This is a genomic window from Acetobacter farinalis, from assembly GCF_011516935.1.
Lineage (GTDB): Bacteria > Pseudomonadota > Alphaproteobacteria > Acetobacterales > Acetobacteraceae > Acetobacter > Acetobacter farinalis.
Genome location: NZ_WOTF01000002.1, coordinates 293,641 through 319,146, shown reverse-complemented (window position 1 = coordinate 319,146; position 25,506 = coordinate 293,641). Strand labels below are relative to the sequence as shown.

The following is a 25,506-nucleotide window of genomic DNA, read 5'->3' as shown; positions in this document are numbered from 1 at the left end:
AAACGTCATGACCAAATCAGAAATTCAGTCAGATCCCCTCAACCTAACAACCAAAAGGCCGCTAGATCAAAAAGATACGCCGTCAGCATATCCCTCTCTTCTTATTCTCTTGTCAAAGACCACCCCCCAACCGGGCCAAGTAACTTAGCAGAGCCTCTCAGCTCCGTCAACCGTTAAACACCACCGCGTCGGTGAAGCGGTTTCTAAGCGATCAACCACACCCCGTCAACACCCCTCATCATAAAAACTTCAAAAAAATGCACCCCTTACCTATCCCCTAAACAAAAAACCCAGTTTCCCGCCAGTTTTCAAAGCGTTAGCACGCCCCCTGCCTTCCCCCGACTCCCTTTCAGCCCCACACAGACCCGTTTTGAGGACGCTCCACAGGACAACAAAGCCTGATGGCGCACGACACCATCCCGCCTTCGCACAGGCCCAGCGGGACAAAGCGCCTCCTTCTGCTATCACTGAAAACGCAAAAACCCCCGGTGCCAAAGACACCGGGGGTTTTCATGCCATCCTGTAAGGAACAGGCGTCTAGCTGTGCTGTGTGCCTTGAGGCGGCTTTTTGCCGGTCTGCTCGGGATATGTCGTCTCCCAACCACCGCCCAGCGCATTATAGAGGCGCACAAGGTTATCCGAGATCACGGCGGTGCTGTCCGCCAGTTGAGTCTGGGATGCGAGCAGACGGCGCTCTGTATCCAGCACCTGCAGGAAGCTTTGCAGCCCATGACGGTACTGGTCCTGCGCCAGCTGCCAGGACCGCTGATCTGCCGCGACCTGCGTCTTCAGGCTCAGATTCCGCTTCTGCTCGGCCTCATACGCGGTGAGTGCATTATCTACCTCGCTCCACGCCGTGAGCACGGTTTTACGATACCGCAGGGCCGCAGTTTTCTGGGAGGCCTTCTTCATTGCAAGCTGGCCAACCAGACGCCCACCCTGGAAAATGGGCAGGGAGATGGACGGCCCGACATTCCAGGCGCGCGAACTCCAGAATCCGAGATCCCGGAATGACAAGGACTGGAAACCAAACCCGGCATCAATCGTGACTTTGGGATAGAAATCCGCTTCAGCCTGCCCGACTTCAGCCGTGGCGGCGTGCAGCTCTGCTTCTGCTTCCCGAATATCGGGGCGACGGCGCGCCAGTTCAGACGGCAGGCCAACAGGAACAGCCGCCGGCACCAGGGGAATCGAGGCTGCCCGTGTCAGTTCCGCATTCAGGGCACCGGGGGGAGCTCCCATGAGCAGATTGATGGCGTTCACCTGCATGGCAATCCGCTGTTCATACTGCGGAATGGCAGCACTGGTGCTTTCAACCTGAGACCGCGCACTTTCCACATCCAGTTCGCTCACCAGGCCACTTTTATACCGGGCACTGCTGAGGGTAAGCATCCGGGTTGCGGCATCACGGTTGGCAATGGTGATGCGCAACTGCTCCTGAAGCCCGCGCAGTTCCATATAATCCCGCGCCAGTTCCGCCTGACGGGCAATCAGGATACCGCGCCGCTCTTCCATGGAGGCTGTAAGATAGGCTTTGGCGGCCTCATACTGCCGCCGCACGCGGCCCCACAGGTCCACTTCCCAGCTCGCCTGAAGGCCATCCTGCCATTGGTTGAGCAGCGGAATCGTAACATTGGATGCCTCTGAGGAGAGCAGGGCTCCTGCCCCTTCCGGAGCATTCTGGCTGATACGGTCGAGAATGCGGCTCACCTGCTTGGAGCTGTACTGCGCACGCTTGTAGGAACCGCTTGCCGCGAGATCCGGGAAGCGTTCCGCCCCGGCGATCAATAACTGCCCACGGCTGACAGCCAACTGTTCTGTTGCCTGCAGGACATCAAGGTTTTCTGCTGCAAGCCGTTTTTCAAGAGATGTCAGTTCCGGGTCCTGAAAAACAGACCACCATTCCGGGTCCGGCGCCTGAGTGCTGGGCACACTCAGAACACGTGATGACCCTTCCAGTTTGGCATGGTGCCATTCTGCCGGGGTCCATGTGGCTGGCTTTTTGTAATCCGGGCCCACCATGCACCCACCCAGCGCCAATGCCAGAACTACGGTGCCTGCCCCCGATACATACCGTTTCGCCACCTGCATTGCTCCTACGAAATTCAGTCTTCTGACTGTCCGGCCCTTGCACTGACCGACCGGTTCGGTCAGCATGCCAACCTATCGCTTTTCAATGTTGCGTCAATCATCACACCTTGGAATAAAATAACATTATGCCTGCCTCCCCCCCTACCTCCACTGCAATGCCTCATGTCTGCACCGGGGACTCCGAAGCAAAACGCCAACAAATCCTGAATGGAGCCATGGCCGTTTTTGCTGCGCATGGCTTTGAAGGCGCCAGTATGTCTGCCATTGCGCGTGAGGCAGGGGTCTCCAAAGGGACGCTTTACAATTATTTTACCAACAAGTCTGACCTGTTCGGTGCGTTTGTACAAAAACGATGCTGTGAAAAACTTCCCCAGATTCTGGCTCCGATACAGATGAACCGGCCACCGGAAGAAACGCTGACGACTGTCGCCCGTGAAATGGTGAAACTGATCACCTCCCCTGAGAGCCTGATGCTCTACCGGATTATTGTTTCCGAAGCGCCACATTTCCCGCATCTGGGGGTGATCTTCTGGGAGCACGGTCCCAAAATAGCGACGGAAATGCTGCGGGACTGGATTGAAAATCAGGTTTCTCTGGGCACCCTCACGGTGGACGACCCGACTTTTGCGGCAGAACAGTTCTTCGCTCTTTGCAAGACACGCATTGCGCACCGCAAACGCCTCTACATGCCCTTTGAGAATGAGGCCGCCGAAGCCGAGAAAGTGATTCATTCTGCGGTACGGGTGTTTCTGGCCGCCTATGGCGCGAACACGCCCGATTCGACCGCCAAGCCCTGAACCGCACGCGAGCCTTCTGCCATAAAAAAGCCTGTGCGTTCCGTGAGACCGCACAGGCTTCCAGCTTGAACGACCCCAGAAAGCGGGGCCGCAAGAAGGGTATTCTTAGTTCAGCGCAGTAGTGAGCGCCGGTACGATCTCGAACAGATCCCCCACGATCCCGTAATCAGCTACCTGGAAGATCGGGGCTTCCGGGTCCTTGTTCACGGCCACAATCACGCGGCTGTCTTTCATGCCTGCCAGATGCTGGATCGCGCCGGAAATACCGAACGCCAGATAAAGCTCCGGTGCCACAATCTTGCCGGTCTGCCCGACCTGAAGTTCGTTGGGCACAAACCCTGAATCCACAGCCGCGCGGGATGCCCCGATGGCCGCACCCAGCTTATCTGCCAGCGGTTCCAGAATATGGAACTTCTCTTCGCTCTGAAGGCCACGACCACCGGACACCACCACGCGGGCGGATTCCAGTTCCGGACGTTCGGAATCGGACAGATGAACGGCCACGAATTCAGAAACATTCGGGTTTACTGCCGGAGCAACCACTTCAATGGGGGCTGAGCCGCCTTCTGCCGGAGCGGCATCAAACGCGGAGCCACGCACGGTCAGAACCTTTTTGGCATCGGAAGACCGGACGGTGGCCAGCGCATTCCCTGCGTAAATCGGGCGCACGAACGTTTCAGCATCCACAATGCGGATAACTTCCGGAATGGGCTGCACATCCAGCAGAGCAGCGGCGCGGGGCAGGACGTTTTTGCCCACGGCACCAGCCGCGGCAACGATCTGCTCATAACCACCGGCCAGAGAGACAATCAGCGCGGCCAGCGGTTCGGCCAGTTCATGCGCATACTGCGCATCGGCCGCATGCAGCACTTTCGCAACACCGGGAATCGCGGCGGCGGCCTGCGCCACAGCGGCATCACCCGTTACCAGCACATGCACATCCCCAAACCGGGAGGCCGCCGTGACAGCGGAAAGGGCAGATTTTCTGATCCGGCCCTCTTCATGATCAAGAAGAACAAGAGCGGTCATGATCAGATCACCTTTGCTTCGTTACGCAGTTTTTCAACCAGTTCAGCCACGGAACCAACCTTCACGCCAGCCTGACGCTCTGCGGGCTCGGCCACGGACACCACGGTCAGACGGCGGGCCATATCCACCCCGAGGTCTTCCGCATTCAGGGTTTCCAGAGGCTTTTTCCGTGCCTTCATGATGTTGGGCAGGGAGGCATAACGCGGCTCGTTCAGCCGCAGGTCTGCCGTGACAACCGCGGGAAGGGACAGAGACACATCTTCCGTGCCGCCATCAATTTCACGGCTGACCTTCACACGGCCATCCGCCACCTCAACCTTGCCGGCGAACGTCGCCTGGCCCCAGCCAAGCAGGCCAGCCAGCATCTGGCCGGTGGCGTTCATGTCATCATCAATGGCCTGCTTGCCAAGAATGAACAGGCCGGGCTGTTCTTTCTCGTTGATGGCCTTCAGCACCTTGGCGACTGCCAGCGGTTCCGGGCTTTCTTCCGAAAGCACGAGAATGGCGCGGTCCGCCCCCATGGCCATGGCTGTCCGCAGGGTGTCCTGCGCCTGCTGCACCCCAATGGAGACAACAACAACTTCAGAGGCAACGCCCTTCTCCTTGAGACGCACCGCTTCTTCCACGGCAATCTCATCAAAGGGGTTCATGGACATCTTGACGCCAGTGGTTTCAACACCGCTGCCATCCGCCTTAACACGCGGTTTGATGTTATAATCAACGACCCGCTTGACAGGTACTACAATCTTCATGGCTTCTTTCGCTTGCAGATGCAGGATCTTTCCAGCGTTGCTTACAGTATTTTGCAACGAATTCACATACCGGCAGGATAATTTGGGCCACCGCCCCCTTCCGGCACAGTCCAGTCGATATTCTGCCGGGGATCCTTGATGTCACAGGTTTTGCAATGCACGCAGTTCTGCGCGTTAATCCGCAGGGCGGGTGCCGTGGCTTCATCCACCACTTCATACACGCCCGCCGGGCAATAACGGGCTTCGGGCGCCTTAAAGACATCCCAGTTCACCGTTTTCCACAGAGAAGGATCGCGCAGGCGCAGGTGCACCGGCTGATCTTCCTCATGATTGGTGGCGGACAGGAATACGGAGGAAAGCCGGTCAAACGTGAGCGTGCCATCCGCTTTGGGATAAGCCGGTTTCCGGCACTGGGCTGCGGGCTTCAGGGTTTCATTGTCCTGATGCTTGAAATGCAGTGTCCAGGGCGCACGGCCACGCAGAAGCATTGCATCCAGCGCGGCATAGAGCGCACCACCCTTCATCCCGAACCGGGCGAACGCCGGGCGGATATTGCGGGCCGCATGCAGTTCCTCCCACAGCCAGGATGCCTTCACACGGTCTGTGAAAGACGTGGGTTCAACGCTGTCGGTCTGCATGGCCTCAACCACGGCTTCCGCCGCCAGCATGCCGGACTTCATGGCGGTATGCGTGCCCTTGATTTTGGGCACGTTCAGAAAGCCTGCGGAATCCCCGATGAGTGCGCCGCCGGGAAAGGTCAAACGCGGGAGAGACTGAAGCCCCCCTTCGGAGAGCGCCCGCGCGCCGTAGCTGACACGCCGGCCGCCTTCCAGATGCTTGCGAAACGCCGGATGCAGCTTGACGCGCTGCATTTCCTCAAACGGGGAAAGCCATGTGTTGGCGTAATCCAGCCCGAGCACGAAGCCGTAAGACACCAGATTTTCGCCGAAATGATAAAGCCAGGCGCCCCCATAGGTGTGATCATCCAGCGGCCAGCCAAAGCTGTGCTGAACCAGACCGGGGCGATGGTTTTCCGCCGGGATTTCCCACACTTCCTTGATACCCAGGCCATAGGTCTGCGGGTCCACACCCTTGCGCAGGTCATACCGCGCCATGACCTGTTTGGTCAGTGACCCACGGCAGCCTTCCGCAAACAGCGTGTACCGCCCGCGCAGTTCCATGCCCGGCTGGTAATTGGGGCCTTCAGCGCCGTCTTTGGTAATACCCATATCTCCGGTGGCCACACCAACCACACGGCCATCTTCAATCAGGACTTCAGCCCCTGCAAAGCCGGGGTAGATTTCCACTCCCAGCTCTTCCGCCTGTGCCGCCAGCCAGCGGCAGACTTCCCCGAGGCTGACAATATAATTGCCGTGATTGGCCATGTGCGGCATCAGCCGGTCCAGCATGGGCACACGCAGGCTGCCGGTCTCCGTGAGATAGAGCATCTCCTCTGCCGCCACCGGTGTGTTCAGCGGAGCGCCACGCTCCTGCCAGTCCGGCAGAAGTTCCGCCAGCGCCCGCGGCTCGATCACCGCGCCGGAGACGATATGCGCCCCAATTTCGCTGCCTTTTTCAATAAGGCAGACCGTTGTGTCCGGTGAGAGCTGGCGCAGGCGGATAGCCGCAGCCAACCCGGCTGGCCCGCCGCCAACTATGACGACATCAAACTCCATCGACTCACGCACAGATTCACTCATTCCCGTTCAGCCCCCGTTGAGATCTCGGCGAGGCCTTCCTAAAGCCGATTTAACGCGGAATTGCAAAAAAACAGCCTGAGCTGTCCCCGGCCCGGCCCGAAAAACCGGGCGCAAACCCCTCGGGCGGCGTCAGGCTGAAGGGCTGGCAGCTCTCGGACCAAAAGCCAGCTCATGCACGGCCCGCCATGCGGGATCGACAAAATTGACGATAAGTGTGCGGCGAGTGCCTTCAATGGGCCGCTTTACAAAACCATGCCAGGTTTTGTCTGAGGGGATGAACAGCACCCCGGAATTGAACGCACCGGATGCCCGCACGGCGGACTCACCGTCCGGCGTCATCAGATCCGTGCCCCAGGTTCCGTTTTTATCATTGGTGGAGAGGGAGATGAGCAGGGTCAGCCTTTTCGCACCGATATCCGTATGCGGCTCAAGCCAGAATCCATCCGTATCCAGACACAACTCCAGCCGGAGGGCGGAATCTTCCAGCTTGGCTCCGCACACGTCCTTGAACACCTTGCGGGCGTGTTCACTGTCAAACTGACGGGCCATACGGTCCAGCCGTGCATCCCGCGCACGGGTTGCGGCATCGACAAACACGCGGGACTTGTTCCGGGTCTCACGGCGACCGCCGACATCTCCGGCACGCGCCTCTTCTCCCGGCTCCCATTCCAACAGGGCATCGCAGGCATCCGGTTCAAGCACGGACTCGAGCATCCAATGCGTAAACGGAACCTGTGACGGCTGCATGGTGGCCAGCTTTTCTGTCAAAGCGGGGGCGTCAGAACGCATCTGTCCTGTCCTTCAGCTGTGATGCGGGTTCCTGCCCTTAACAGGAATGCCGTTCTTTTTCATGGCATCCGGGCATGGAAAGCTTTCTCTCCATGCGCCAAAATCACCCCGCAATCAACTGATGCTTGCAACTTATGCTTGCACGGTGGCGGCCAGCCGAGGTTCTAAAGTGCCGTTGCAAACCGGGGTTGAGGCGTAGCGCCGGAGTCTGCCACAGGCAGGGCGTTGCGCCGTGTATCAAACACCGCCGCCACATGACGCAGGAAAGGCCGCCCTTCCGGCGTGACCCTTACGGAACCACCGTCCAGCACCACAAACCCATCCTGCACAAGTGGCTTGAGGGCTGCATATTCAGCAGAAAAATCGTGCCCTTTTGCTGGCCCGGCCTCAAGGTCGAGCTGCATGGTGCACATCAGTTCCTCAATCAGACGGCCCCGCAGCGTATCATCCGCTGTGCGGGCCACGCCACGGGCAACCGGCAGGCCCGGCTGATCTGCCAAGGCGCGGGCATAGGGCGCAACCGCCGTGATATTCTGCGTATACCCGCCCGGCAGCATGGAAATGGCGGAAGCCCCCATGCCCAGCAACACAGCCGACGAATCGGTTGTATAGCCCTGAAAATTGCGGCGAAGCGTGCCTGCCTGTGCGGCTTTCACCAGCGGGTCATCCGGCAGGGCGTAATGATCCAGCCCGATGGGCAGATAGCCTTCCTCGCACAGGACCTCTTCCATACGGGCGCGCTGGCGCAGGCGCTCAACCGGGAGCGGCAAGGCTTCCTCGGGGATCAGGCGCTGACGCTTCTGCTTCCAGGGCACATGCGCATAGCCAAACACCGCCAGACGGCTGGGCCGGAGGGACGCAATCTTGCGCGCCGTGGCCGCCACACTCTCTTCTGTCTGGTAGGGCAGGCCATAAATCAGATCGACATTCACGCCGGAAACACCGGCATTGCGCACTGCGGTGAGGCAGGCTTCCGTCTGGGCAAAAGACTGATGCCGGCCACAAGCCTCCTGCACCTTTTCTTCCAGATCCTGCACACCAATGCTGATACGCGTGAAACCAAGCGCCCCCAGCAGTTCCGGATATCCGGAAGGCACATGCCGGGGGTCCAGCTCCATGGCCAGCTCGGCATCCGGGTCTATGCGGAAAAACTGGCGCACACTGCGCAGAACCTGCCGGAGAGAGGCCGCCGGCAGAGTGGAGGGCGTGCCGCCCCCGAACTGAAGGTGCCTGACACGCCGCCCGCTTCCCACCAGCGCCACAATCCGGCGCAGTTCTTCCCGCAGCAGATCCCCATACGCCATACGCCCGTCTTCATGGCGCATGACTGATGTGTTGCACCCGCAGAAGCGGCACAGCTCATCACAGAACGGGACATGGAAATACAGAGAAACCGGCTCATCCGCCGGGAGGGCGCGCAGCCACTGTTCGGCCTGCGCAGGCCCGACCGCCTCCGTAAAGCTGGCAGCGGTCGGGTAGCTGGTGTAGCGCGGCAGGTTCCCGCCGTAACGAAGAACCAGATCCGATAAAGACGCCGCGCTCATGCCATTAGAACCGGTATTCGATACCAGCGCCGACCACGGTCGGGTCGAGAGAATCATGCGCCTTGATGAAGGCCTTGGAGTCACGATCGTTCGCCCAGGCGTGCATTCTCATGAACATCTGCTTCACATCAAAGTTGAAGAACCAGTTGCCGACGAGCTGATAATCAAAACCTGCGTTGACAGACGGACCACCCGTAACACCCACGTTCAGCTTCTGCACAACGCCACCAGCGGGGGACACGTTATGGAACCATGCCAGCGTGCCACCCACGCCCAGATACGGGTTGAAGCGTTTATGCGGACGGAAGTGCCATGCGAGCGTGACCGTCGGCGGAAGAACCCATGCGCTGCCAACGTCAATCTTGCCCAGCGGCGTGCCTTCAGCCGCCACTTCATGACGGGTGCTGGCAGCAATCAGGTCAATAGACACGTTATCCGTGAAGAAATATTCAAACGTCAGTTCCGGCATCACCTGGCGTGTGGTCTTCACGCGGCCCGGAAGGACATTGCCGTTCAGCCAGAGCTTGCTGTCCCGATCTTCAGGCATGACGCCCAGAGCGGAGAGACGGATGAGGAAGTCACCTTTCCCCAGACCGATCTTGGTGCTGGCGCAGGTTTCAAACAGGCCGCAATGCCCGCCGCCTTGACGGGGAGCCGCCGGAATCTGGCTGACAACCGGAGCATTGACATAGGCCGCATTCGAAGATGCCGGAGCCGCAACCTGAGCCTGAGCCGCAGTGGCACCGGACACGGCTGCCACACCTGCCGCAAGGGCTGCAAATAAGGAACGAAGCTTGACCATACCTGTTACTCTTCCAACTGCGCTGTAATTCATGAGACGCAAAAATCACGCGCAGAGACCAGCCACCATGATTTAGATCAAACACAAACTACGATCGGCAGAAGGGTGTGCCATTTACACCACAGCGTACTGCACAATGCTGACATTCTCTTAAAATACCCCTGCAGGATTGGAATTTTAAGACTTGTCGTTGATTTATATCAACAATGACCTAATATTTACGGCAGATTTTCCTGCCTCAGGCTTTTCCGGACAGTTCCATACTCCGCAAGAGTCGGCTTTACCGGATCCGTACCTCTATGTCCCTTACAGATCATCCACGGACAGCGCCCCTCCCGCTCAGGCGCAGGTTCTTACAAGACACAGGTATGGAGCTTCAGCGCTGCACTGTCTGTGGCATTCGCGGGCAAAGCATTTGCAACGCCATCAATGACAAGGAACTGGAAATTCTGGCGCAGGCCTCCAGCCGCCTGACTTTTCCGCCGGCAACAACCCTGATTGAAGAAGGCTCTCCTGCCATTGCTTTCTTCAATGTCACCAAAGGCACGGTCAAGCTCTTCAAATCCCTTCCCGATGGCCGCCGCCAGATAACCGGCTTTGCGGATGTGGGCCACTTTCTCGGGCTGACCAACGCCAGAACCTATTCCTTCGGGGCGGAAACTGTTGATACCGTGCAGGTCTGCCGGTTTCTTCGCCCTCAGCTTGAAACCCTGCTGACGGACTACCCGCTTTTCGAGCGCAGGCTTCTGACAGAAATCACCGGAGAACTGGCGGAAGCGCAGGAACAGATGCTGCTTCTGGGCCGCAAGACCGCACGGGAGCGCATTGCCAGCTTCCTGCTGGCCCGCATGATGCCCCCCTCCCCCCATGCCGACTCCGCCGTGGAAGGGCAGATGGTGTCCCTGCCCATGACACGGGTTGATATTGCCGATTATCTTGGCCTGACCATTGAAACCGTCAGCCGTACCCTCAGCGCATTGCGCCGCGAAAAAATCATTACCGGCACGGATAATCACGGGATTCGCGTGCTCGCGGTCTCCCGTCTGGAAGACCTCGCCTCAGGGCAGGATAACCGCTAGGCCTTTATCCGGGTGCCAGGACGGCGCGTGAGGAGCCACTGACTCTTTCCGGTTCCACCAGCCGCCACCCAGAGCCTGAAACAGGGCGACTGTATCTGACAGTCTGCCCGCTCTGGCCTGCGCCAGAGCAAGCTGGGCCTGAAGCTGGGTCTGCTGGGCCTGCAGCATGGTGACTTCGCTCACATCCCCAAGTCGATACTGCGCCTGAGCAATATGCCAGCTTTCCGCCGCGGCCGTTGCGGCGGAGGCATTGGCCCCCAGCGCCACAGCATCTGACCGGATGGCTGTCAGGGTATCCGCCACATCCTGCAGGGCGCTGATAAGCGCGGTGCGGTAATCCGCCGTGGCCTGATCATACGCCGCACGCGCCGCGTTTTCCTGATGCCGCAGCAAACCGGCGTCAAACAGCGGCTGCGTGACCATGGCGGCAATTTCCCACTGCCCGAAACCCGGTGTTGCCATCTGCGCGATGGAGGCCGCGGCAAACCCCGGCGTTGCGCCAAGCTGCACATTGGGCAGACGATTCGCAACGGCCACACCCACCCGTGCACAGGCTGCATGCCAGTTATCCTGCGCGGTACGAACATCCGGGCGCTGCTCAACCAGCCGGGCAGGCAGAGTGAGTGGCAAATCAACCGGGAGTGTCAGGCTCTCCAGCGTGAATGTCGGTTCCGGCGCATCCGGCGCATCCCCCACAAGGGCTGCAATCAGGTGCCGCTGCTGCTCAAGCTGCTTTTGCAGCGGAGCCAGACTGGCCTCATTCTGCGCCAGAGAGGCGCGCTGCATGGCCACATTGTTCCGAGAGAACTGCCCCACCTGCTCCTGCCGCTCAGCCGAAGCCAGCACCGCGCGCTGCACGGCAACCAGTGAATTTGTGGCCTCGAGCTGCGCATTCAGAGCCGCATAATCAATAGCCGCCTGCACCACGGAGGATGTGAGGGTGAGGTAAACCGCCTCAAGCTGGTCGCGCTGGGCATCACGCATGGCCTTCGCGGCTTCCACGCCACGGCGCACCCCGCCCCACAGATCCGGCACATACGAGATATTCAACTGGGCCGTATGCACGGTGTAGAGCCATGCGTTGCTGTTCGGCACGGCAGAATAGGTGCGGGATGTCTTGTTACGGGTTGGGTTGTAGCTGCCCGAAATAGACGGATACAGCGCACTCTGCTGGGCCAGACGGTTTTCGTTGGCCGCCGCCAGCGCATCCCGCGCGGATTCGAGCGAAGGATTCTGGTCCAGCGCGCGGCGCACCAATTTGTCCAGCTCCGGGGAGTGGAAGAGCGCCCACCATTGTGCGGGGATATCCTGCCCCGGATGAAACACCTGCACGACACTCTGCGGCCCACCGGCGGCCCGTTCAGCCGCACCGGACACAGCCTGCGTGGCCTGACCTTTTCCCGCCTGCCCATAATCCGTAGGGGCCGGGGGGGCTGGCTTCCTGAAATTCGGCCCCACGGCGCAGCCGCTCAGGACCAGTGTCGTTGCCGCCCAGAGCGCCGATTTTCTCCGCATCATGGTGCAGGCTCCTTCGCGGCAGCGCGGCGCTCGCACCAGGCTTCCATCTCATAATAAAACGTCGGCAGGATAAACAGCGTCAGCAACGTCGCAATCCCCAGACCGCCAACCACCACAGTGGCCAGCCCACGCTGCACGTCGGTCCCGATACCGGTGGCCAGTGCTGCGGGCAGCATGCCCATGCTGGCAACTGTGGCTGTCATCAGCACCGGGCGGAAACGCTCGCCAGCCCCTTCCAGAACAGCATCATACAGCCACACACCCTGCGCCCGGTGCCGGTTGATGTTGGAGATCATGATAATCCCGTTCTGCACCGCCACCCCGAACAGCGCGATAAAGCCCACGGCCGTTGCCACGTTCAGGGTGTCTCCCCTGACCTGCAGCGCAACCAGCCCACCCAGAAGGGCAAGTGGCACCACGGCCAGAATCAGCACGGCCTGCCGCATCACGCGGAATTCCGCAAACAGCAGAACCAGCATGACCACCAGCATGATGCCCAGAGCAACCGTCAGGCGCGCCTGGGCACGCTGCTGCTGCTCAAACGCACCGGCCCACTGCAAACGATACAGGCTGGGGTTGAAATGCACCTGATCGGCAATTTTCTTCTGGGCTTCCGCCATATATTCGGACAAAGGCCGTTTGCCGTTATCCACCCGCAGGGTGATCTGCCGTTCCGTCATTTCATGCGAGATCGTGCCCTCACCGGTTTTCAGGCTGATCTGCGCGACCCGCTCCAGAGGAATTTGCGCACCATTGGCGGCTGTCAGCGGCAGATGCGCCAGTGAGCGCAGATTGCTCGCCGTGGCAGGCGGCACGCGCACCGTCATATTATATGTGCGGTCCGCGATATAGATCTGGGAAATGGGGCCATCACCAACAGCATTCCCCACCACAGCCATGATATCCGCAACGGAAATCCCGTAGCGCGCCGCAGCGGGGCGGTCCGCCACGATATTGAGTTCGGGAATTTCCGGCTCCTGAAAGATGGAGGCTTCGGTTGTGCCCTTCACGGTTCTCAGAATATTCACAATCTGCGTGCCAATCCGCCGGATCTCACGCGGATCATTCCCGTAAACGCGCAGCACGAGCGCGGAATGCGCCCCGCCGACCAGATCATTCATCCCATCGGCAATCGGCTGGCTGATGCCGAAGCTAATGCCGGGAATTTTAGCCAGACGCTCATGCAGCTTGGTGACAAACTGGGCTTTTGTCTCGCCATGCGGCCAGGAGCTGTAGGGCTTGAGGCCCACCGGCACTTCAATATGTGAGGGGGTCCAGGGGTCCGTGCCGGAATCGTTCCGGCCAAGCTGGGTCACGGCGTAAGAGGTTTCGGGGAACGTATAGATCGCATGGCGCACTTCATCCGCCATGGCCCCGGCTTTTTCCAGAGAAAGGCCGGAAGGCAGCTGGACCTGAAGCCACAGGGCGCCCTCATCCATTTCCGGCAGGAACTCCCGCCCGGTCCTCATGCCCAGCACCACCACCAGCACAAAGGCCACAATCGCCCCGATATAGGCCAGCAGCGGCCTGCGCATGACATGCGCCAGACCGTCATGATACAGGTGGTGCAGCTTTTCCAGCGGCTTGTTATGGAAAATCTTGTGCGGGTTGCGCATGGCCAGAAAGGCCAGAGACGGCGTGAGCACAATGGCGCTGAGCAGCGCCCCCAGCAAAGCAAAGCTGACCGTAAAGGCCATAGGCCGGAACAGCCGCCCCTCCGCCCCTTCAAACGCAAAGAGCGGGCTGTAGGCCACAATGATCACCAGTGTGGCAAACACGATGGCGCGCCCGACATGCTGCGTCAGGCCCCGCACATCATCCAGAGTCATGGTGTGGCCGGGCTCTTCCTCCCGCAGGCGCAGGATGGATTCCGTCACCACAATCGCGCCATCCACAATCACCCCGAAATCAATCGCACCGAGGGAGAACAGGTTGGCGGGCATGCCGAGCAGGCTCATGAGAAGAAAAACCGTGGCCAGCGCCAGCGGAATTGTTACCGCCGCCACCAGCGCACTGCGCGGGCTGCCAAGGAACAGGATGAGGATGACAAATACCAGCCCCACGCCTTCCAGCACCGTATGCGTCACCTTGTCCGTGGTGGCGTTCACCAGATTGTCGCGGTCAATATAAGGTACAATCCGCACCCCCTGTGGTGCGAGCTGCTTTTGCAACTGTTCCACACGGGCATGCAGCAGGTTCAGCACGTTCGAGGCGTTTTCCCCCGTGACCATGCTGACAATGCCTTCAATGGTATCCGGGTTTCCGTCTTTCCCCAGAATCCCTTCGCGCACCTGATGCCCAAGCTGCATCTGCCCGAGTTCCCGCAGGAAAACCGGCACACCATCATGCTGGCTGACCGGGATATCGCCCATTTCCTTCAGAGAATGGATCATCCCCACGCCGCGCACGATATAGGATTGCTCGCCTCGCGCTACGCGACCCCCGCCGGAATTGACACTGCTGCTGGTAATAGCCGCCAGAATGTCATTCACACCCACATGGAAACGGTAGAGAGCCGCCGGGTCCAGCAGAAGCTGGTATTCCCGCGTGAAGCCACCAAAATTGTTGATAGCCGCCACGCCCTGCACCTTGGTGAGGGCCGGAATCACAATCCAGCGCTGGATTTCGGAAAGCTGCATCAGGTTCAGGCTGTCTGATTCCAGCGTGTAGCGGTAAATTTCACCTGAAGGGCTGGTCACCGGCCCGAGGCTGGCCGTAACCCCCGGCGGCAGCGTAACCTGCGCCAACTGTTCCGTTACCCGCTGGCGGGCAGCATAAACATTCACCCCATCCCGGAAGATCAGGGTGATGAGGGACAGGCCGAACGTGCTGCTGGACCGGCTGTTCGCCAGCCCGGGCGTGGCGGCAAGCTGGCGCTCCAGCGGAATGGTGATCTGCTGCTCCACCTCCTCCGCGGCAAGGCCGGAGCTTTGCGTTGTGATCTGAACGGACACGGCCCCGAGGTCGGGATACGCCTCAACGGGCATATCCTTCCATGCCCACCCGCCCCACAGGGCCAGTACCGCCATGGCGACAAAAACAATCCGGCGCTCCCGCAGGCAGGCCGCAATAATCCGTTCAATCATCGTTCAGCAGAACCCCACCGCGTGTCACGATGCGGTCTCCGGCACTCAGGCCGCTCAAAACCCGTGTATCTTCGCCTTCGTCATAAGAAATGCCCACCTTGCGCCGCATGAACGTCCAGGGGGCGGTCTCAACAAAAACGGTCACGTTGTCATTGTTCATCAGCAGGGCCGACTGCGGCACCATCAGCCCCGGCGGCTGCTTGAGCTGCACATTGACAGTTGCGAACATGTTGGGGCGCAGGTTTTCATCCGGGTTGGGCAGCGGGATCATGGCGCGCACGCGGCGCGTATCGGGCCTCAGGTCCGGTTCAACCGCTGCAATTTCTCCATACAGCACCACACCATCCCGCGCGGGCAGGGTGAGAGACACCGCCTGACCAACATGAATCTGGTCCGCGCCGGCTTCCGCCACATCCGCCACAACCCAGACTTCCGAGAGATCTTCCACACTCAGCAGGGGGGCCGTTACATCTGTCACATTCTGGCCCGGAGCCATGTTAACGGCAGAAACCACGCCATTCACCGGGGAGCGCAGCACCAGTTTTCCGCCCTCGCCCACGGAATCATCCAGCGCCGCCAGACGGGCCTGCGCACGGCGTTCTTCCGCCTGCGCCTGCGCCAGAGCGGCCTGTGCAACCTCAACATCACGCGTGGCGGCACCGCCCGCCTGCCGGACCTGCTGGGCACGCGCCAGAGCCTTCTGCGCCAGCACCAGACCGGCGTGAGCCTTTTCTTCATCCGTGGATGCCTGAGCGGTATCCCCTGTAGACAGCATCGCCAGGGTATCCCCCTGCCTGACATGCTGCCCGGGCACGACGCTCAATGTCATGATACGGCCGACCACCGGCGCAAAAATCGAAACATGCCGCGCGGGTTCCGCGACAATCGCACCGGGGACAGAGAGCGTATCCTTGGGGACCACAACCTGAACGGGCTGTACTTCCAGCCGAGTGCGCAACGGAGAGCCTTCAGGGACATTCAGGCTGCCATCTTTCCCCACGACAACGGAGGTCTTGCCCCACGCTGGCGCACTGGCCAGACACAGGGCCGTGCACAGGAGGCCGGGCATGCCCCAACCGGAAAAACGGCCCCAACCGGGAAAAAGACTCACTCTCATCGGGCGATGCACCCCCCTTTTTGACCGCGCAGGAGATACCCGCTCGGGTCTGGTGTCAACACGCTGAAAAGCCGCTGCACACCACACCTGAAAGAACGGCGAACATCGCCAGAAAAACGCTGTAATGACAATTAGAAATCAGTCCGGCTTTGTTGCGCTGGAAGCATTAAACCGATCGCATGGGAAAATTCATCTGCAAAAAAAGGAATTTAATCAAAATTTTATAATCGTTCGAAGCAACCCTTTCCCTCAGCGGCTGTTTTCCTCAGTTTTGGCAAACAAAGGCTGAGACCCGAGCAAGAAAAAACGCCGGCTCTTTTCAGAGTCGGCGTCTTGTCTGTCCGGGGTTTCCCCCGGTTACGGGCGGTGAAACCAGCCTTACTGGTCGTCACCATCCTCGCCGGTATCGGGGGTGGAACCCGAGGAATCACCCGAACCATCCGGAGAGATGGCAATAAACAGGGACTGCCCATCCCGCAGGATACGGAGCAGAACCGGCTTTTTGGCCGCAAGGGCGCTCCGGACGGCTGTCACAGCCGCACGCGGAGACTCAACCGCCTGATTGCCAACAGACTGGATCACATCGCCAGGGCGAATACCGGCCTGATCCGCGGCGGAGCCGGGCTGCACATCATTCACCACCACACCATGCACATCGCTCCCCAGCCCGAGCTGGCGGCGGAGGTCCGCACTCAACGGTGTGAGAGACACACCAAGATGCTGGCCGGATGCAGCACTTCCGCCAAGTCCGCCATCATTGGACGCTTTGCCCAGATTGCCGATCTTGACCGTGAGGCTCTGTGCGGCACCTGCACGCAGATAACCGATCTTGACGTCTGAACCGGGTGCAACAGAGGCAACACGCACCGCCAGATCATGCGGAGAGGTCACTTTCTGGCCGTTGAAGTCCGTGATGATATCTTCCGCCTTCAGGCCAGCCTTCTCGGCCGGGCTGTCCGGGCTGACACTGGCCACCAGAGCCCCGGCGGGCGGTGCCCCCGGAACCGGAACCGGCATGTTCAGCGCCTTGGCCATGGCGGGAGAAATCACCTGCGCGTTCACACCCAGATAACCACGCACCACATGGCCGGTTTTGCGGAGCTGGCTGATCACGCTACGGACCGTGTCAGACGGAATGGCAAAGCCGATACCAATAGACCCCCCGCCGGACGGAGAGAGGATGGCCGTATTGACCCCCACCACCTTGCCATCCTGCGTGAAGAGCGGGCCGCCCGAGTTCCCACGGTTGATGGGGGCATCAATCTGAATGAAGTTGTCGTACGGACCTTCATTGATGTCACGCCCGCGGGCGGAAACAATCCCGGCGGTGACCGTGCCACCCAGACCATACGGATTGCCAACGGCAATCACCCATTCACCGGGCTGCACATCATCAGACTCACCCAGCTCGATAAAGGGCAGCTTCTGGGGTGATGTCACTTTCAGCAGCGCCAGATCCGTCTTGCCATCACGCCCGATGATCTTGGCAGGCAGTGCCGTGCCATCATCCAGCGTGACTGTGACCTTGGTCGCCCCTTTGACGACGTGGTTGTTTGTCACCACGTAGCCATCGGAAGAAATCAGGAAGCCCGACCCGCGCGCTTCAATCAGTTGCCGGGACTGCTGCGGTGCCATCTGGAACGGAAACGGGAACGGAAAGGGCATGCCGCCCATTCCACCCATGCCACCACCCCCCATGTTTCCGCCGCCTTCACCCTCAACGGCATCCGCCTTGATCATGGAGGTGATGGACACAACGGCTGGTTTGACCTGTTTGACCAGATTAACAAAATTTGGAAGCGTCTGGACCGGGCTGCTGGGTTTGATCGCCCCGACATCTTCCGCTCTGGCGGAAGAAAAGCCTACCGGCCCTCCGCCTGAAGCCCCGACAACGGCTGCACCAGCCAGAAGGGCCAGAAGTGTCTTGCGGCTAGTCCGCCCGAAAAACTTGGATACAGATTTTTCCGACATCACGATTCCGACTGTTCCCTAAAAACTCTTGCCGACAAGGGCTATCCCTGCCGGGGCGTACCACTCTGGCCTGTGCCCCGGCTTTCTTGCAAAGCCGGACCCTCTGCCGGGTATCATACGCTTCTGTGACTAACATGGTTCCCTGCTGACAAAAACAAAAGAGCCCTGTGCGGGAAAGCCAGAATTTACCCGCCCCTCCCGCTTTCCTCTCCGGCTCCCGGCTGCCTCAAGTTCTGGAAAAAGCTCTTCAGCAGCGCAGCGGACTCGCGCTCCCGCACGCCGCCAATAATTTCGGGCCTGTGCAGGGCCTCGGCCCGGAAAGGCAGCCGCGCACCATGCTCAACACCGCCGCCTTTAGGGTCATACGCCCCGAAAAGCACCCGCCCCACCCGGAAATGCGCCAGCGCCGCCGCACACATGGGGCACGGCTCGAGCGTGACAACCAGCGTGCAGTCTGCCAGCCGCTGGCCACCGCGCGCCTGAAGGGCCGCGCGCATCACCAGCATTTCCGCATGGGCGGACGGGTCATTCAGCTCTTCCACCCGGTTTCCCGCCTGCGCCAGCACCGCCCCATCCGGCCCCAGTACCACGGCACCAACCGGCACTTCCCCCCGTTCCGCCGCGTACCGCGCTTCCATGAGCGCCAGTTCCATCCCGCTTGCCATTGGTGTGTCTTTCTTCACCCCTGTTTTTCCCCTGCCGCCCGGCATGACCCTATCGAAATCCGGCCTGTGCCACTGGTCTGAAACCCGAAATCACGCATTATTTCACACCTCACACGCTGTTCAGGAAAATCAGGCAGCCTGCCTTAATTGAGAAGAGCGTTTTTTCTTGCAAATGCGCGCTCTTCTCTGTCATCATGCCTTATAGATGCCATGATCTGTTCTGTAACAGACATCTGGTTGGGACCACAGTGTCAGGCGCCTCGCCTGACCCGGAGAGCGGAAGGGATTGGTACAATGCATAGTCTGTCTCTTATCCTCGCTGCGGCGGCAATCGGCCTTGGGCTTGCCGTTGCAGACCGGACGGTGAACGAACCGGCACCGGCGACATCCCACCACCGTCCTGTATCCCTGCTGCCGGGCTGAAGCCTACTTTTCGGCACAGACAGGCAGGGCGGTTTGCCGGGGTGAGGTCTGTATAATCCTCGTGCAAACCGGCACAGGGTGTGGCACCTGACACAGACCTTACATTTTTCTGAAAAAGACACCCGAGTTTATGACCGCACGCCGCCCTGTTATCGGCATTACGCTTGACCACGAGGCGGGCGGACCAGACCGCTATTCCCGCTTCCCCTGGTATGCCTTGCGGGAAAACTACATGTCGGCCATTGCCACGGCTGGTGGCCTGCCCATGGCCCTTCCCCTCTTCCCGCAGCTTGCCCCCGATTTCATGGAGCGGATTGACGGGCTGCTGATTACCGGCGGCGCGTTTGATATTGACCCCGCCCTGTATGGCGAGACCGAGCGCCACAGCAGCGTGACCCTGCGCCCGGTGCGCACGGCAGCCGAGCAGGCTTATCTGGCCGCCGCCATGCAACGCAGGATGCCGGTTCTGGGCATTTGCGGGGGTATGCAGCTTCTGGCCGTGGCCCTTGGCGGCACGTTGATCCAGCATATCCCGGATGCCCGCCCCGACGCCCTTCCGCACGAACAGCCCAACCCCAGAGATGAAGCCAGCCATGCCGTGCTCCTTGAGCCGGACACCCTGCTGGCCCGCTGTGTGGGGCGGCCGCGCATGGCCGTGAACTCCTCCCATCATCAGGCTGTCCGCACTGCGGGGCGGGGTGTTGTGAACGCCGTGGCGGAAGATGGGGTGATTGAAGGGGTGGAAGACCCCTCTCTTCCTTTCTGCCTTGGGGTGCAATGGCATCCGGAATTTGGCATAGACCCGGGTGACCGGAGCATTTTAAGCGCCTTTGTACAGGCAGCAGGAGAAACAGTGTGACGCAGGATACGCGTGGGGAACGCATCGCCAAATGGCTGGGCCGGACTGGTGTGGCCAGCCGCCGTGATGCAGAACGGATGATTGAAGACGGGCGCGTGAAGCTGAACGGCCAGCCCGTTACGCATCCCGCCACGTTCATCACCGCGCAGGATGTGGTGCAGGTGGATGGCACCGTTGTGGACCAGCCGCAGCGCACCCGCCTGTGGCGCTACCACAAGCCGGACGGGCTGGTGACCACACACAAGGACCCGGAAGGCCGCCCGACCGTTTTTGCCTCCCTCCCCGAAGGCATGCCCCGCGTGATCAGCGTTGGTCGGCTGGACCTGAACAGTGAAGGGCTGCTGCTGCTGACCAATGATGGCGAACTGGCCCGCAGGCTGGAACTGCCGACCAATGGCTGGCTGCGCCGCTACCGTGTGCGCGTTTTTGGCGTGGTGGATGAAGCCCGTCTGGCCTCCCTCGCCCATGGCAGCGTGTTTGATGGCGTTCGGTACGGGCCGATTGAAGCGGGCCTCGACTCTCGCAAGGGAGATAATGCCTGGCTGACCGTGGCGCTGCGCGAAGGCAAGAACCGTGAGATCCGCAAGGTGATGATGGGCCTGAACCTGCATGTCAGCCGCCTGATCCGCACCAGTTACGGCCCCTTCCAGCTTGGCACCCTGCAACGGGGTGAGCTGGAGGAAGTGCCGGGCAAGATCCTGCGCGAACAGATGCCCAAAGCCACAGACAAGACCGCTCCGCGCAAACCGGCCTCCGGCACGGCTGCCAGACGGACCCGCTAACCATGCGGATTATCGCAGGCGCACGCAAAGGCCGCATGCTGGCCGCCCCCACGGGCACAACAACACGGCCTACGGCGGACCGGGTGCGGCAGGCCATGTTTGACATCCTTCTCCATGCTCCATGGGGAGGGCCGGACCTGCTGACAAACGCCCGCGTGCTGGATGCCTTTGCCGGCACCGGGGCGCTCGCACTTGAGGCTCTCTCACGCGGGGCAGAGCACGCCACGTTTTTTGAAACAGACCGCGCGGCTCTTGCCGCCCTGCGCACCAATATTGCCGGGTGCAACTGGGGGGACCGCTGCAAGGTGATCCCCCGGGATGTGACAAAGCCCATCCACGCCCACGCGCCGTGTTCCCTGCTGTTTCTGGACCCGCCCTACCGGCAGGATCTGCCCGCCCGTACCCTGGCGGCCCTGAACGCACAGGGGTGGATTGCCCCCGGCGCCATTGCGGTGATTGAAACCGCAGCGCAGGAACCGCTGCCACTCCGGCAGAAAGCGCCTGATGGCACGGAACTCCCCCCCGACATCGCGCCGGAAAGCGATGAGGACACGCCGCCTCCCCCCGCCTATGCAGGCCTTCTGCTGGCGGAACGCCGCCACGGCGCGGCGCGGCTTTCAGTCTGGAAGCTGTAAGAGCCAGACCAAACCTCCCCGGAACTTGCGCCGCCCGGCTTACCCTTTCCTGTTGCATCATTTTCCGCATGGAACACACAGGGAACTGGCGGGGGGCGCAAGAGTGCGCTACACGGGCGAGACACTCTTTTTATTGTTCTAGAAAACGGGGTCACTGATGGCTGGCAGCGTCAACAAGGTTATTCTGGTCGGCAATCTGGGCAAGGACCCGGAAGTCCGCACCAGCCAGAACGGCATGAAAATTGTCTCTTTTTCCATCGCCACCAGTGACACATGGAACGATCGCGCCTCCGGTGAACGCCGGGAGCGCACGGAATGGCACCGCGTGGTGGTGTTCAATGAACGTCTGGCCGATGTGGCGGAACGCTTCCTGCGCAAGGGGCGCAAGGTCTACCTTGAAGGCGCTCTGCAAACCCGGAAATGGACCGACCAGTCCGGCCAGGAACGCTATACGACTGAAGTGATTGTTGAGCGCTTCCGTGGGGAACTGGTTCTGCTCGACAGCCGCAGCGGTGGTGATGGCGAAGAGTCCGGCGGTTATGGTGGCGGGAGCAGCTACGGCGGCGGAAACGCGGGCGGCGGCTACGAAGGCGGGAGCAGTGGCGGCTATGGCGGCGGCAACATGGGGGGAGATTTCGGTCGTTCCTCCGCACCGCGCCAGAATGCTCCGGCCCGTGGCTCGAACAGCGGCAATGCTGGTGGCGGCAATGGCGGCTGGGATGCTCCGGGCAACAGCGATCTTGACGACGAAATTCCGTTCTGAACAGGTTGCGTGCGCTGAATAGCCCCTCCCCCGGTTCTACGCCGGGGGGCTGACGGCTTTCTCGGCACGCTTTTCCCGTAGATGGTCAACTCCCCTTCTGCCCCCTGCCTTTCCGAGCGCATCGCCACAGCGCTCACTCTGTGCGGAACGGGCAGCACCCTCCTTCTCCCCCTCCTGCTGTTCTACAGCCGGGCCCTGAGTGATGTGGCGGCCACACTGGTGGCCTGCCTGTTCCTGCTTCACTCGGCCCTGCGAAGAGACTGGCAATGGACGCGGCACGTATGGCTGCGCCCGGCAGTGGTGTTCTGCCTGCTGTGCCTGCTCTCCTCCTTCCATATCGGCTTGCAGGCCGCATGGGTGCAGGCACTCTGCCTGCCCCGGCTTATCCTCTTTACAGCGGCACTGGAGAGCTGGATTCTTGTGCCCGCCACCCACAGGCGGGCGCTGGCGGCCATTCTGTGCGCGCTGGCTCTCTGGCTGATCTGCCAGTGCTGGGAACAGTATCTGACCGGCACCAACCTGATGGGCTTCTCCCCGGCGGATGATGGCGCGCTGACAGGCCCGTTCATGAAGCCGCGGGCAGGTTTCACACTGCTCATGCTCATCTTCCCCGCCCTGATGCCGCTTGTCCTGCGCGCCCTTTACACCAGGCACCTTTCCGCATGGATGGGAGGCGGCCTCCTGCTAGCTCTGGCCGTGGCGACCATGGTGCTGATCGGGCAGCGGATGAGCACCGTACTGATGCTGTTCGGCCTGACGCTGACAGCGCTGATGGTCCCCCGCTTCCGCCTGCCCTTTGTGGTGATGCTGGTGGGTATGGCGGGGCTGGTGGCCAGCCTGCCGGTCATCTCCCCCCGTACATACGCCAAGCTGGTCCTGAAGTTTTCCAGCCAGCTCCATCACTTTGCCCAGAGCGATTACGGCAGGCTTTACCGCACAGCCCTGACCATGATTGTCTCACACCCTTGGGTAGGGCTGGGCATGGATGGATTCAGGCATTTCTGCCACACCCCATTCCACACCGATGCCCTGAAAGGCCTCGGCCTGCCCCCCCTGGACAGTGACACCGGCAAGGGCTGCAATATTCACCCGCATAATTACTATCTACAGGTGGCCACAACCGCCGGTCTGCCTGGGCTGGTGGCGTTCGGGCTGATGGTGGCGTGCTGGTTTCGCACCGGCTTGCGGGCTCTGGCCCCTGTGCAAAACCCGCAGCAGGCCATGCTGTTTGTCATGTGCTGTGTGCTGTGGTGGCCGATTACCTCCACCAGCGCCCTGTTCTCTTTCCCCACGGCAGGGTGGGTTTCCCTGTTTGCCGGATGGATGCTGGCGGCCTCTGCTGCAGCAAATCCGCCTGCCGGGAAACGCACCGGGGCGGCTTGAAAGAAATCTGAAATATTTCCCGTTATTCATCTCGGCGTAACACGTGATTTCTTGACCATATCACGCTGGCTGCATGCCTATGCTGTCCTTTTTCTTCCCCTGAAATCCCATAATGTTCTTGGCGTTCTGTGTTCACCCCGCTATAAGCCCCGTCATTCTTTCAAGGCAGGTGTCCTGTCATTGCAAAGGCTGACAACTGACATGATTACGCTACCGCCAGATTATCGCCCGTCAGAAGATGAAGAGTTCATGAACCCTCTTCAGACTGAGTATTTCAGACAGAAACTTCTGAAATGGCGCGCTGAACTCCTCAAAGAGGCCGGAGATACGCTTGCCAGTCTGTCTGAGGGCGGCATTCATGAAGCCGATATTACAGACCGCGCCAGTGTGGAAACAGACCGCGCTCTGGAACTCCGCACACGGGACCGCGCCCGCAAGCTGATCGGCAAGATCAACCTTGCTCTTCAGCGCATTGAGAACGGCTCCTACGGCTATTGTGAAGACACGGGTGAGCCCATCACCCTGCGTCGGCTGGAAGCCCGCCCGATTGCCACCCTGTCCATTGAGGCACAGGAACAGCATGAACGGATGGAAAAAACCCACCGCGACGATTAATTCCGCTTTTTAGGCGGAAACAGACTTGCGGCGTTTGGCACGAACAGCTAGAACGCCGCCAGCGGGCTGCTGTAGCTCAGTGGTAGAGCACTCCCTTGGTAAGGGAGAGGTCGACAGTTCAATCCTGTCCAGCAGCACCACGCTTTTCTCCTTATATATAATCCCGCTTCATCCATCGCCTGTATGAAGGGTGTGGAAAGCGGATCTGCCATGCCCGTGCGCCTATGCCGAGCGGAACACACGCGCAGCATCGCAGCCGGGCCACATGGATGGCGCTCCAGTTTTCAGAACATCCCGCCACATCACGGCTCCATGCCCTCCCCTGCGGCTACTCTGAGGGGCTTTCCGCTCCTGTGAGACCCGCAAGCCTGCCCGGCAGGGGCGTTCCAGTCAGGCCGTTTCCGGATTCGTGGGTAAATCTGTGGATAACGGGCGCAACCTCGGTGCACGACTCAGAAAACCCCTGAAAAGCGACTCCAACCCCTGTGGATAATTCACTGGATTTCTTTATATTTACAGGACTCTCGTAGCGCAGCGCCCTTCAGGCCCACCCATGCCATCTGGCTGACGCATGGGCGCGGGGTATTGGCACAGGCGTGGATGGCCTCAGATACCCGCGCCCCTCCCGAACCGGACGTAAAAACCGGGCATAAAAAAGGGAGCTGCATCACAGCCCCCTCTTTCAAACAGAATTCTGACTTCTGATCAGTGGCCCGGTCGGCCACCTCCGCCGTGCCCACCTCCGGGCCCGTGTCCACCACCACCGGGTCCGCCACCGGGGCGGCCCCCACCACCAGGGCGCCACCCACCGGGACGACCGGGGGGGCGACCGTGCCAACCACCCGGACGATGCCCGATGCCGGGCCGATAGACAGGATACGGACGGACCGGACGCGCGGCATAGTAGCCCCAGCGGGGGCCGGAACCATAGCCGTAATACTCGTCATACCCGCTATAAGCCGGGGTATAGCCATAATAGTTATAGCCACGGCTATAAACCCGGCCCGCACAACCAGACAGCGTGCCGACAAGTATGAGCCCAATACAGCCTGTAATCAGAGAGGCACGTTTCATGAGGCTCACTCCTGTCTCCCTTGATTGATTTT

Annotated in this window: 22 protein-coding genes and 1 tRNA gene; 10 read left to right on the top strand and 13 right to left on the bottom strand. The window is 60.5% G+C overall.

Going from position 1 to position 25,506, the window contains the following annotated elements; translation table 11 throughout:
- Positions 1–537: 537 nt before the first annotated feature.
- Positions 538–2,091 (bottom strand): efflux transporter outer membrane subunit, encoded by a 1,554-nt coding sequence (locus GOB82_RS04905; RefSeq protein WP_166120377.1) that lies wholly within the window; start codon positions 2,089–2,091, stop codon positions 538–540.
- A 125-nt stretch (positions 2,092–2,216) separates the two neighbouring features.
- Here GOB82_RS04905 and GOB82_RS04900 point away from each other — a divergent pair, with 125 nt between their 5' ends.
- On the top strand, positions 2,217–2,888 hold the full coding sequence (locus tag GOB82_RS04900; RefSeq protein ID WP_338078192.1) for a TetR/AcrR family transcriptional regulator: 672 nt from the start codon (positions 2,217–2,219) through the stop codon (positions 2,886–2,888).
- A gap of 105 nt (positions 2,889–2,993) precedes the next feature.
- Here GOB82_RS04900 and GOB82_RS04895 read toward each other — a convergent pair whose 3' ends face one another.
- The 6 genes from GOB82_RS04895 to GOB82_RS04870 form a co-directional block, all read right to left on the bottom strand.
- Positions 2,994–3,917 carry an FAD-binding protein gene (locus GOB82_RS04895; protein ID WP_166120374.1) on the bottom strand — a complete coding sequence of 308 codons (924 nt, stop codon included), beginning with the start codon at positions 3,915–3,917 and terminating at the stop codon, positions 2,994–2,996.
- Positions 3,918–3,919: 2 nt separating this feature from the next.
- Positions 3,920–4,669, bottom strand: a complete 750-nt coding sequence (locus tag GOB82_RS04890; RefSeq protein WP_166120371.1) for an electron transfer flavoprotein subunit beta/FixA family protein — start codon at positions 4,667–4,669, stop codon at positions 3,920–3,922.
- 62 nt (positions 4,670–4,731) lie between these two features.
- Positions 4,732–6,369, bottom strand: coding sequence for an electron transfer flavoprotein-ubiquinone oxidoreductase (locus tag GOB82_RS04885; protein WP_166120368.1), 1,638 nt, complete (start codon positions 6,367–6,369; stop codon positions 4,732–4,734).
- 129 nt (positions 6,370–6,498) lie between these two features.
- Positions 6,499–7,158 carry a 2OG-Fe(II) oxygenase gene (locus GOB82_RS04880; protein ID WP_242007194.1) on the bottom strand — a complete coding sequence of 220 codons (660 nt, stop codon included), beginning with the start codon at positions 7,156–7,158 and terminating at the stop codon, positions 6,499–6,501.
- 164 nt (positions 7,159–7,322) lie between these two features.
- Positions 7,323–8,702 carry an oxygen-independent coproporphyrinogen III oxidase gene (gene hemN / locus GOB82_RS04875; protein ID WP_166120458.1) on the bottom strand — a complete coding sequence of 460 codons (1,380 nt, stop codon included), beginning with the start codon at positions 8,700–8,702 and terminating at the stop codon, positions 7,323–7,325.
- Between the two features lie 4 nt (positions 8,703–8,706).
- On the bottom strand, positions 8,707–9,504 hold the full coding sequence (locus GOB82_RS04870; protein ID WP_166120365.1) for an OmpW/AlkL family protein: 798 nt from the start codon (positions 9,502–9,504) through the stop codon (positions 8,707–8,709).
- Between the two features lie 368 nt (positions 9,505–9,872).
- Here GOB82_RS04870 and GOB82_RS04865 point away from each other — a divergent pair, with 368 nt between their 5' ends.
- Positions 9,873–10,583: a Crp/Fnr family transcriptional regulator gene (locus GOB82_RS04865; protein WP_242007193.1), complete on the top strand. Its 711-nt coding sequence runs from the start codon at positions 9,873–9,875 to the stop codon at positions 10,581–10,583.
- On the opposite strand, the gene GOB82_RS04860 is transcribed toward GOB82_RS04865, so the two are convergent.
- The 5 genes from GOB82_RS04860 to GOB82_RS04840 form a co-directional block, all read right to left on the bottom strand.
- Positions 10,563–12,101, bottom strand: coding sequence for an efflux transporter outer membrane subunit (locus GOB82_RS04860; protein WP_166120359.1), 1,539 nt, complete (start codon positions 12,099–12,101; stop codon positions 10,563–10,565). The genes GOB82_RS04865 and GOB82_RS04860 overlap by 21 nt on opposite strands.
- Positions 12,098–15,187, bottom strand: coding sequence for an efflux RND transporter permease subunit (locus GOB82_RS04855; RefSeq protein WP_166120356.1), 3,090 nt, complete (start codon positions 15,185–15,187; stop codon positions 12,098–12,100). The genes GOB82_RS04860 and GOB82_RS04855 overlap by 4 nt, the downstream gene beginning before the upstream one ends.
- Positions 15,180–16,304: an efflux RND transporter periplasmic adaptor subunit gene (locus tag GOB82_RS04850; RefSeq protein ID WP_166120353.1), complete on the bottom strand. Its 1,125-nt coding sequence runs from the start codon at positions 16,302–16,304 to the stop codon at positions 15,180–15,182. Before GOB82_RS04850 ends, GOB82_RS04855 begins: the two co-directional genes overlap by 8 nt.
- A gap of 378 nt (positions 16,305–16,682) precedes the next feature.
- Entirely contained in the window at positions 16,683–18,275 is a 1,593-nt protein-coding gene (locus GOB82_RS04845) for a Do family serine endopeptidase (protein WP_166120350.1), read from the bottom strand.
- Positions 18,276–18,460: 185 nt separating this feature from the next.
- On the bottom strand, positions 18,461–18,940 hold the full coding sequence (locus tag GOB82_RS04840) for a nucleoside deaminase (RefSeq protein ID WP_166120455.1): 480 nt from the start codon (positions 18,938–18,940) through the stop codon (positions 18,461–18,463).
- A gap of 294 nt (positions 18,941–19,234) precedes the next feature.
- On the opposite strand from GOB82_RS04840, the gene GOB82_RS13510 reads away from it, so the two are divergent.
- The 8 genes from GOB82_RS13510 (at position 19,235) to GOB82_RS04805 (ending at position 24,540) form a co-directional block, all read left to right on the top strand.
- Positions 19,235–19,363, top strand: a complete 129-nt coding sequence (locus GOB82_RS13510) for a hypothetical protein (protein WP_265794131.1) — start codon at positions 19,235–19,237, stop codon at positions 19,361–19,363.
- A 130-nt stretch (positions 19,364–19,493) separates the two neighbouring features.
- On the top strand, positions 19,494–20,222 hold the full coding sequence (locus GOB82_RS04835) for a gamma-glutamyl-gamma-aminobutyrate hydrolase family protein (protein ID WP_166120348.1): 729 nt from the start codon (positions 19,494–19,496) through the stop codon (positions 20,220–20,222).
- Positions 20,219–21,004, top strand: coding sequence for a pseudouridine synthase (locus GOB82_RS04830; RefSeq protein ID WP_166120345.1), 786 nt, complete (start codon positions 20,219–20,221; stop codon positions 21,002–21,004). Before GOB82_RS04835 ends, GOB82_RS04830 begins: the two co-directional genes overlap by 4 nt.
- Before the next feature lie 2 nt (positions 21,005–21,006).
- Positions 21,007–21,639 carry a 16S rRNA (guanine(966)-N(2))-methyltransferase RsmD gene (rsmD, locus tag GOB82_RS04825; protein ID WP_166120342.1) on the top strand — a complete coding sequence of 211 codons (633 nt, stop codon included), beginning with the start codon at positions 21,007–21,009 and terminating at the stop codon, positions 21,637–21,639.
- A gap of 157 nt (positions 21,640–21,796) precedes the next feature.
- Complete coding sequence (ssb, locus tag GOB82_RS04820) at positions 21,797–22,402, top strand: single-stranded DNA-binding protein (RefSeq protein WP_166120339.1); 606 nt, start codon at positions 21,797–21,799, stop codon at positions 22,400–22,402.
- Between the two features lie 81 nt (positions 22,403–22,483).
- Positions 22,484–23,785: an O-antigen ligase family protein gene (locus GOB82_RS04815; RefSeq protein ID WP_166120336.1), complete on the top strand. Its 1,302-nt coding sequence runs from the start codon at positions 22,484–22,486 to the stop codon at positions 23,783–23,785.
- Positions 23,786–23,986: 201 nt separating this feature from the next.
- Complete coding sequence (gene dksA, locus GOB82_RS04810; RefSeq protein ID WP_166120333.1) at positions 23,987–24,400, top strand: RNA polymerase-binding protein DksA; 414 nt, start codon at positions 23,987–23,989, stop codon at positions 24,398–24,400.
- 65 nt (positions 24,401–24,465) lie between these two features.
- Positions 24,466–24,540, top strand: a tRNA-Thr gene (locus tag GOB82_RS04805).
- A 565-nt stretch (positions 24,541–25,105) separates the two neighbouring features.
- On the opposite strand, the gene GOB82_RS04800 is transcribed toward GOB82_RS04805, so the two are convergent.
- Entirely contained in the window at positions 25,106–25,474 is a 369-nt protein-coding gene (locus GOB82_RS04800; RefSeq protein ID WP_166120331.1) for a hypothetical protein, read from the bottom strand.
- Positions 25,475–25,506: the final 32 nt, after the last annotated feature.